Annotated in this window: 3 protein-coding genes; all 3 read right to left on the reverse strand. The window is 51.6% G+C overall.

The features are described from left to right. The coding region (gene tssC, locus AC2A06_RS18280; RefSeq protein WP_484380466.1) for a type VI secretion system contractile sheath large subunit at window positions 1–993 on the reverse strand (993 nt) is incomplete at its 3' end. A gap of 35 nt (window positions 994–1,028) precedes the next feature. Further along, window positions 1,029–1,526, reverse strand: coding sequence for a type VI secretion system contractile sheath small subunit (gene tssB / locus AC2A06_RS18285; protein ID WP_484381227.1), 498 nt, complete (start codon window positions 1,524–1,526; stop codon window positions 1,029–1,031). Window positions 1,527–1,970: 444 nt separating this feature from the next. Then, window positions 1,971–8,843 carry an autotransporter outer membrane beta-barrel domain-containing protein gene (locus tag AC2A06_RS18290; RefSeq protein ID WP_484381228.1) on the reverse strand — a complete coding sequence of 2,291 codons (6,873 nt, stop codon included), beginning with the start codon at window positions 8,841–8,843 and terminating at the stop codon, window positions 1,971–1,973. Window positions 8,844–8,860 lie beyond the last annotated feature (17 nt).

Here is an 8,860-nt window from a genome sequence, read left to right on the forward strand (position 1 = left end):
TGCGCCACCGGCCTGCGGGCCACGGATTTGCACACACCAGCCGTTATTGATAAAACTGCGCACCATGTTGGCAGCAAAGGCAAACGAGGCATTGGTCCACAGATAACGGTCATGGTCCGGCCCTTTGACCTCTTCCACGTAGTTGAAGCTGCGTACCGGCACGGTATCCGGGCCATACGGCAGGCGGCCCAGCACACGCGGCATCACCAGACCAATGTAGCGGGAGTCATCGGTCTCGCGGAAGGATTTCCACTTGATGTACTCGGCACGGTCAAAGTAGTTGCCAATGTCTTTGATGGCGGCAACATCGGCCATATTGTCTTTCAAGAAAAATTTGGGGCCGGCTGAACCGATAAACGGCATATGGGCAGCGGCAGAGACTTTTGATATATTACGCAGCAGCGCCACATCTTGTGCCGAGGCATCGAATTCATAAGAAGAAATCAGTGCGGCAATCGGCTCGCCACCAGGCGTATCGTATTCATCGATATACGTGTGTTTGTACAGCCCGGTCTGGATAATCTCCGGTGCATCTTCAAAATCCTGACGCAAATCTTCTTTCGACAAGTCCAGCAGTTCAATACGCACGTTCTGGCGGAAATCGGTCTTGTCCACCAGGGATTTGACGCCACGCCACAAAGATTCTACCGCCTGAAACTCTTCATGATGCAGCACTGCATCCAGTTGGCGGCTGATCTGAAAGTCCAGTTCGGCGATATGGTGGTCAATCAGGGTTTTATCCAGTTTTTCCACTTTGGTGCCGGCCAGGCGCAAACGCTCGAGGAACACCTGTACCCCGGCGGTCAAACGTTCATCGGCAGTGGCATCAGACATCGCCTGGGCATCCTGCCAGCTGTCCAGCGCACTGAGGTGAGAAACCGGGCTCAGGTTGATTTTTTCAAACAGGGAGGCATAAACACCGCCGGCCGCCGGGCGCTCTAATACCACGCTTTCACCCGCGGTCGCATTTTCATGTTTTACAGTCATTAGCATTATCTCGTGTTAATCCATTAAAATCCGGTCGCCGGTTAAGCCTGTTGAGGCGCCAGGGCAGACAGTTCAGAACGCAGTTCATTGCTCAGGGCAGGGTCACGCAGGATCTTTTCCAGCTCTTTACGGAAGGCCTGGTTATCCAGCAGGTTGGATTTGAGGTCACGCAGCAGACTGCGCATCGCCAGCATGGCTTTCAGTTGCGGGATTTGACGAGCAACCTGTTCGGGGGTAAAGTCTTTCATGTTCTGGAAGGTCAGGCGGATATTTTCTTCACTGCCATCCCCCGCCAAGGTATTTTCCACCGCAATATTGACAGAAGGTGAAAAATCCTGTAATACCGAATTAAAATTATTTTTATTTATGTTTACCTTCTCACGCTCAGACAACGAGGCCATCTCTTGACCATGACTAAAGTCACCCGCCACCAACAATTTTAACGGTATTTCGGTTTTCTTTTGTGTGCCACCCGTATGCAGTGCTAATTTCAGATTAATCCTAGCTTTAGGAATTTCACTTTGGAAGGAATTTGACATTGCTAACCCTATTCAATGAAGATAATGAATAGCGGTCTGCCTCGGGAAATAAACCGGTATGGCCCCCTTGCCAAACAACCACTTCCTTTTGCATCACCGGATGCAGACAACAACAGGGTCACCAACCAACATATTCATATTACAGGATAAGGGCAGAGCGCTGTGTATCATAAGTTTTTCTGAGACTGAAAAATGGTCAGATAAAAACCTATGGCGACCACCATAGAAGCATTAAGGAAATTAATAAACAAGATAAGTGTAAGTAAATGTTTCAACCCCCGCCAGGGCGCATTATACCTCACCTCAATGATTTATAAGATTTTTCTTAATATCACTCCCAAGGGACTTCCAGCGTATGCTTCCGGTTAACTGCTGGTTACGGTACACCCAATAGCAAACTGGCTGCCTAAAAAGGCAGCCAGTAGATTCAACCACACATCACCATCAGAACGAGTATTTCACCCCAAGCATCGCTGCTTTTTCATCATAACCATTCTGACCAATCTGCTGAGACAAACTCCCCCAAGCACTGAGATTCTCAGTCACCTTGCCATCAATGCCGACTTTCACCTCAACCACATTACGACTACCAGTCTGCTCAATACCGAATCCATCAGACATAACCCCAGGTTGGCTGCCATTATGGATCCAGTTAACATTCAGATAAGTCGTAAGGATGCGTGATTTGTCTTTGCCGATAAAGGTATCGTTAGACAGTTTCAATCCCACACGCGTTTGCAGATTGTTATTACCGTCCTGCTCTACCTTCACTCCGCCATTGTTCACATCATCCATCGAGGTCGAATTGAGGGTCACCTGTGCTTGTGGTGTCAGATAAGTGTGATTCCGCTCACCTTGATAAATTGGAATTGGATAACCGCCTTCTAACGAAGTACTTACCCCATTCAAATGGTAGGTGCCGCTGTCATAAGAGTTGCTACTGACCGAGGCATTAAACCATTCGTACTGCAGCCAGCCGTGGACATAAGGGCTATGACGGTCAGTTGCCCGTGCATACCAGGTACCGTAGACCCCAACAGTATAACCGGTCAAACTGTTATCAGACTGGTAGCTGGTTTCCCGCGAATCGGTGGTACCCGTAGAGCGACCATAACCCGCCATGACACCCAGCGCGAAGCGATCCTGATCGGTAAACTGCGTCTCCCAGACTTCTCCACCCAATTGCACCACATAGCGATCACTTGAGTTGGAAAGCTGTCCAGAGGAGTCCTCAAACTCATTACGCGAACCCACCTGACGTAACCACAAGCTAGAGCGGGTACCCGCGCCATTCAGCTCGTTTGCATCCCGTGCATCAGATGAATGCAGGTCTTCCAACCGAGTGTTGAACAGCGTATTGGCAGCAGCGAGGTTAGCAATAAAACCACCTGCTTCAGGGTTATAAGTGATCTCTTTGTCCTGGTAATTGGAGCGCAGATACCAACTACCGTCTGCAGGATTACCCGGCGTCCCTTGATACAAGAAGTATTCCAACAGACCAGCCTGAGCACGACCATTTAAGGTAAAGTTGCCGTTGGACGCACCGCCAACATTAATGATCTGAATACCATTGATATTCTTCTCACCATTACCGCCAATATTGGTCACCGATACCGTACTGGCGCCCGAGGTATTACCGGTAATCACCAATCTATCGGTTGCCGCATTGTCGCCTGCCAGAACCGTATTGAAAGCAATGTTACCGCCATTACCCACATAATCGCCGTTGATAATAAAGTCACTGAAGTTGCCGCCCGTCGCTGCACGGCCAATCACCATATTCCCAGCGTTGCTAACATTACCGATGACCTGCCCATCACCACCGAAGGTGCCGTTGGCCTGTACCGTCACATCACTGGTCAAGGTTGCTGTTTGAGCTGAAGCGGTAGCGACTGGCGAAGCAAAGGTTGTTGGTGTCACCACGTTAACCGGTGCAGAACCCACCAATAGCGTACCGGATTGTACCGTGGTCATACCGGCACTGACTAGGCTATTGCCAATCAGTACCATACCGCTACCCTGTTTGATCAGGCTGCCAGTACCACTGATTGGCGTGGTGAGATCCCAGTAACTCGCGGTATTAAGTACCACACTGCCTGAGTTGAGAACCGATGCGCTACCGAAGTTTTCACCCCCCATCGCTGTCAGGGTAGTGCCAGCCTGGGTGGTAAAGGTCCCCGAATAATCAAGGTTGTTGCCACTCAGTATGACATTGGCACCATCACTTAACAGCGTGCTACCACTGCCTTGTAGCACGTTGACCAGTGTCGCGCTTTGCAACCCGCCAGCACTACCATCAAGGTGCAGTGCTCCATCGACCACAATAGCACCGGTTCCGAGTCCTTTCGCCTGAGTCAGAGCAGCGGTTGCTGCACTGCTGATGGTGGTGATGCCACTAAATCTGGTATTGTTGCTATTCACTGCCAACGTACTGTCGGTTAAGACCAGATTACCAGCCCCCGTCAGAGCCCCATCTACCGTACCACCGCGACTGACGGTTAAATTACCACCATTCAGGTTCAAGGTACTGGCGGTATCACTGTTTAAAGCCCCGATAGTCTGAGTATGTCCATTGATATCGACGGCAGCTCCGCTGCTAATCACCAGATCCGAGGTTCTCCCTAACGCGGTATCCGCATCCAACTGCAAGGTTCCGGAACGCACTAACGTTTTACCAGTGTAATTGTTAGTGGTGCCTGAGATGGTAATGATTGCTCCAGCATCAGCTTCACTAATCGCCAAGTCCCCTGCGCCAGTCACCTGTGCAAAGAGATCGTTGGCGAGCGTTCCATTATCTGTGGCACTGGCTATAAGCTCCAGCGCATCGCTGCCAGTCAACAGAAGCTCCATGCTCTTCAGGCTATAGTTGACGTAAAGCCCATCCAATTGGCCTCCCGTCGTCAGGCCAAAGTCGAAGGTACCCATCGCCGCGATGAGGTCACTGTTCGGATTGGTTAGCGGTTCAAGGTATTGTTGCGTGATCGGCACATCATTCTCATCGGTCAGAGTCAGTTCACGACCACTGCCAGTGGCTGCGCCTTTGATCAAATCAACCACAATGTAACCGGTATCCAGCTCCAGAATACTCAACCCATCCAGGCTTGGGGAAACATCAGGCGGCAGATTAACACTCACCGTACCACCACCCGTCGTATTGATACTGTTGGCCTCAATTGTCCCGGCAGAATAGAGTATCCCACTGTTATCAATGATATTATTGAAGATCAACGTACCGCCATTCATCGTCAGCGCACCGATCCGCTGCACCCCATCACCCACAGAAGTACGGCTGTTGGTTTCCAGGTTCAGAGTGGTATTGGTATTACTATCGGTATTATCACCGGACAAATTGAACTGGGTATTTTGCAGATTGACCTGTCCGGTAAATCCGTTACCCACATTACTACCAAAGCTGAACACATTATTATTGGTACTGATGTTGAGTACACCGGCACCCAATAACTGGTTATTAAAGCTGAAGTCACCATCGTTATTGATATTCAGCGTATCAACAGCAGCAACAACATCCACGGTGGCTAATGGATTGAACCAATCGGCAGTGGTCAGATTCAGCACTGAGCCGCCGTTGATACTCACCGTTCCGACAAATGCCGAGGCATTATTGCCATTCAACGTAACATTACTGGCGTTTGACAGCGCCCAGATCCCAGCCCCGCTAATCACATTACTTAGCGTCCCGGTCAGTTGTGAGAACTGCAGTTGGCTACCGCTATCAATGTTGACTGAGCCCGCTCCCAGATTCTGGTTTTGGCTAACGCTTAAGATACTATTGCCGGCAATGCCAAACTGACCACCAAATCCACTGTTGTTAGCAGACAGTGACATGTTGGCTTGGTTATTCACGGTAATTGTAGAATCAGGTGCGCCAGTCAAGGTATTGGCCACATCGCCACTCAAGCCATTGAATATCAGTTGCGAGGTCGCATCGTTCAGATTGACAGTGGCAGCGGAAGTCCCCAGGTTATTGGCGGCACTGACGGTTAACGCTCCCCCGGTATTGATATCGTGGGTACCACTAAAGCTATTGCTACCACTCAGTGTCACTGCCGCATCAGTATTGATGATACCGTTACCACTGAGCACGTTAGACAGCGTATCGGCGGCATCCAGGTTCAAGGTGCCCAACACATTCACCGCACTGCTACCCAAGGCATTGACAGCGGTCAAGGTGACGATTGCCGGCGCTGCTATCAGGGTATTGGTCGCGGTTGTCAGGCCACTGTTGGCGGCACTGAGGATCAAGGTACCGCCGTTAACGTTCAACGCCCCCGCACCGGTCAGGCCACCCACCGCAGTGGAGGTGCCTCCCCCGTTCAGGTTCAGCGTACCGCCGGTGATATCAATCACCCCGTTGTTAGTCAACAACCCGCTATTGGTCAGGATACCGGTACCGACGTTGACCGTACCCTGGTTATCCAACGCTTTCACCGTTTGGTTAAACGAGTTGCCATTAAACGTGCCGGTACTTGCAACCCTCAGCAACAAGGTTTCACCGAATCCATTGTTGCTCCCCAGTTGTACGGTACCACCCTGTACTGTGGTACTGCCCTGGTAGAGGTTGTTGCTATTGGTTACCGTCAATCCACCATTGGTGGCATCAAATACGATGCCACCACCCCCGGTCAACAGGGCCGTCAAGACTCTGTTGGAGCCAGCGCCAGCATCAGTGGCAATAATCAGCGCACCGCCGTTGCTAGTATCTGTCAGTAGGTTAATGGCACTCAGACCATAATTCAGATACAGGCCATTGGCATTGCTGCTGTTGAGGTTAGAAAGTTGGTAATTGTAGGTTGCATCGGCAACATGGTTACCACTCTGGTTAATCTGTGAAACAATGCCCGCTGGTGTCACCGCCTGGCCGTCAATATTCAGTATCAGTTGATCAGCCCCACTGGCATTGGTGGCAGTGATGAGCGTCATCGCCGTGGTACCCCGATTCTGATCGAGGATCGACAGATTTGGATCTACCACAGGCAGGTCATTGCTCCAGCTACCTCCGGTTATGACATCGATGATGCCGCCGTTAGCGGTGGTAGTCAAATTATTGGTGTCGATAGTACTCTGCGCAATTGACAACGGGGCTCCACCGGTAAATTTCAGCGTACCGCCGTCCATCACCAGATCCCGCACCGTTTCAGTACTTGCCGTTCCGGTACCCACCGTCGTGACACTGCCAGTGGCTAACGTCAGGCCGGCATTCTCCAGCGTTGCGGTATTGGTCCCCGCCAGTGAGAAGGTAGTGTCATTCAGCGTCACATTGCCGGCAAAGGCATTGCCTACCCCGGTGTCGAAGTTGAAGGCATTCCCCCCGGTAGAGACATTAACCTGCCCAGCCCCGGTCAGGGTGTTGTTTAAGGTAAAGTCACCCACATTGGTGATATTCAAGGTGCTGGTGGCACCATTAACATTCAGCACCGTATCCGCATTCAACCCGGTAGCGCTGTTGATGGTCAATGCTGAGTTGGTATTGATATTCAGCAAGCCACTAAAGCCAGAGGCATTGCTATTCCCCCTCAGGTCGATATTGCTGTTGTTCAGCACCCAGCTCCCTGCACCATCGATAACATTACCCAGCGAGGTCAAGGTGCCGCCTTCAAAGGCGTTAAAGTTAAGGGTACTGCCATCAGCGATACTGACACTGCCATCACCCAGGTTGGCATTCTGCGACACACTCAGCGTGCTATTACCCACCAAATCAAACAGGCCATCAAAACCGGTGTTGCTACCGGTCAGCGTGGTGTTTGCAGTATTCGTCAGTTGTACCGTCGAGGCCGCATCACCGCTCAAGGTGTTAGCCAGCGTACCGCTGACCCCATCGAGTATCAGTTCAGCACCAGCGGCTGTCAGGTCAACACTGGCATCCGACGTGCCCAGGTTATTGATATCGGTAATGGTTAATACACCACCGGCATTGATATTGTGCTGACCGGTGAAATTATTGGTCCCCTCTAAGGTCACTGCCGCATTGGTATTAACGGTGCCGTCACCACTGAGAATGTTGGCCAACGTATCAGCGGCATTCAGGTTCAGGGAGCCCAACACATTCACCGCACTGCTACCCAAGGCATCGGCCGCAGTCAAATTGACGATTGCCAGCGCTGCTATCAGGGTATTGGTCGCGGTTGTCAAGCCACTGTTGGCAACGCTCAGGGTCAAGGTACCGCCGTTGACGTTCAAGGCTCCCGCACCGGTCAGGCCACCCACCGCCGTGGAGGTGCCTCCCCCGTTCAGGTTCAGCGTACCGCCGGTGATATCAATCACCCCGGTGTTAGTCAACAACCCGCTATTGGTCAAGATACCGGTACCGACGTTGACCGTACCCTGGTTATCCAGCGCTTTTACCGTTTGGTTAAACGAGTTGCCATTAAACGTGCCGGTACTTGCAACCCTCAGCAACAAGGTTTCACCGAAACCATTGTTGCTCCCCAGTTGTACGGTACCACCCTGTACTGTGGTACTGCCCTGGTAGAGGTTGTTGCTATTGGTTACCGTCAACGCACCCGAACCCAAGGTAGCATCAAAAACGATGCCACCATTCCCGGTCAACAGGGCTGTCAACTCTCTGCTGGAGCCTGGGTTGGCACCAGTGGCAATAATCAACGCATCAGCATCGTCCAACAGCAGGTTAATGGCACTCAGACCATAGTTGAGATACAGGCCATTGGCACTACCGCTAGTGTTGGACAAGGCGTAATTGTAGGTCGCATCAGCCACATGGACACTGTTCTGATTAATCTCGGAAACAATGCCCGCTGGCGTCACCGCCTGGCCGTCAATATTCAGTGTCAGTTGAGCAGCCCCACTGGCATTGCTGGCAGTGATGAGCGTCATTGCCGTGGTACCCAGGTTCTGATCGAGGATCGACAGATTAGGATCTACCACTGGCAGGTCATTGCTCCAGCTACCTCCGGTGATTACGTCGATAATGCCGCCGTTAGCGCCGGTAGTCAGATTATTGGTGTCGATAGTACTCTGCGCAATTGACAACGGGGCTCCACCGGTAAATTTCAGCGTACCGCCATCCATCACCAGATCCCGCACCGTTTCAGTACTTGCCGTTCCGGTACCCACCGTCGTGACACTGCCGGTGGCTAACGTTAGCCCAGCATTCTCCAGCGTTGCGGTATTGGTTCCCGCCAGTGAGAAGGTAGTGTCATTCAGCGTCACATTGCCGGCAAAGGCGCTGCCTACCCCAGTGTCGAAGTTGAAGGCATTCCCCCCGGTAGTGACATTAACCTGCCCAGCCCCGATCAGGGTATTGTTCAGCGTAAAGGCACCGGCGTTGGTGATATTCAAGGTACTGCTCGCGGTAT

Source organism: Serratia sp. HNCC26DJ244, assembly GCF_057180565.1.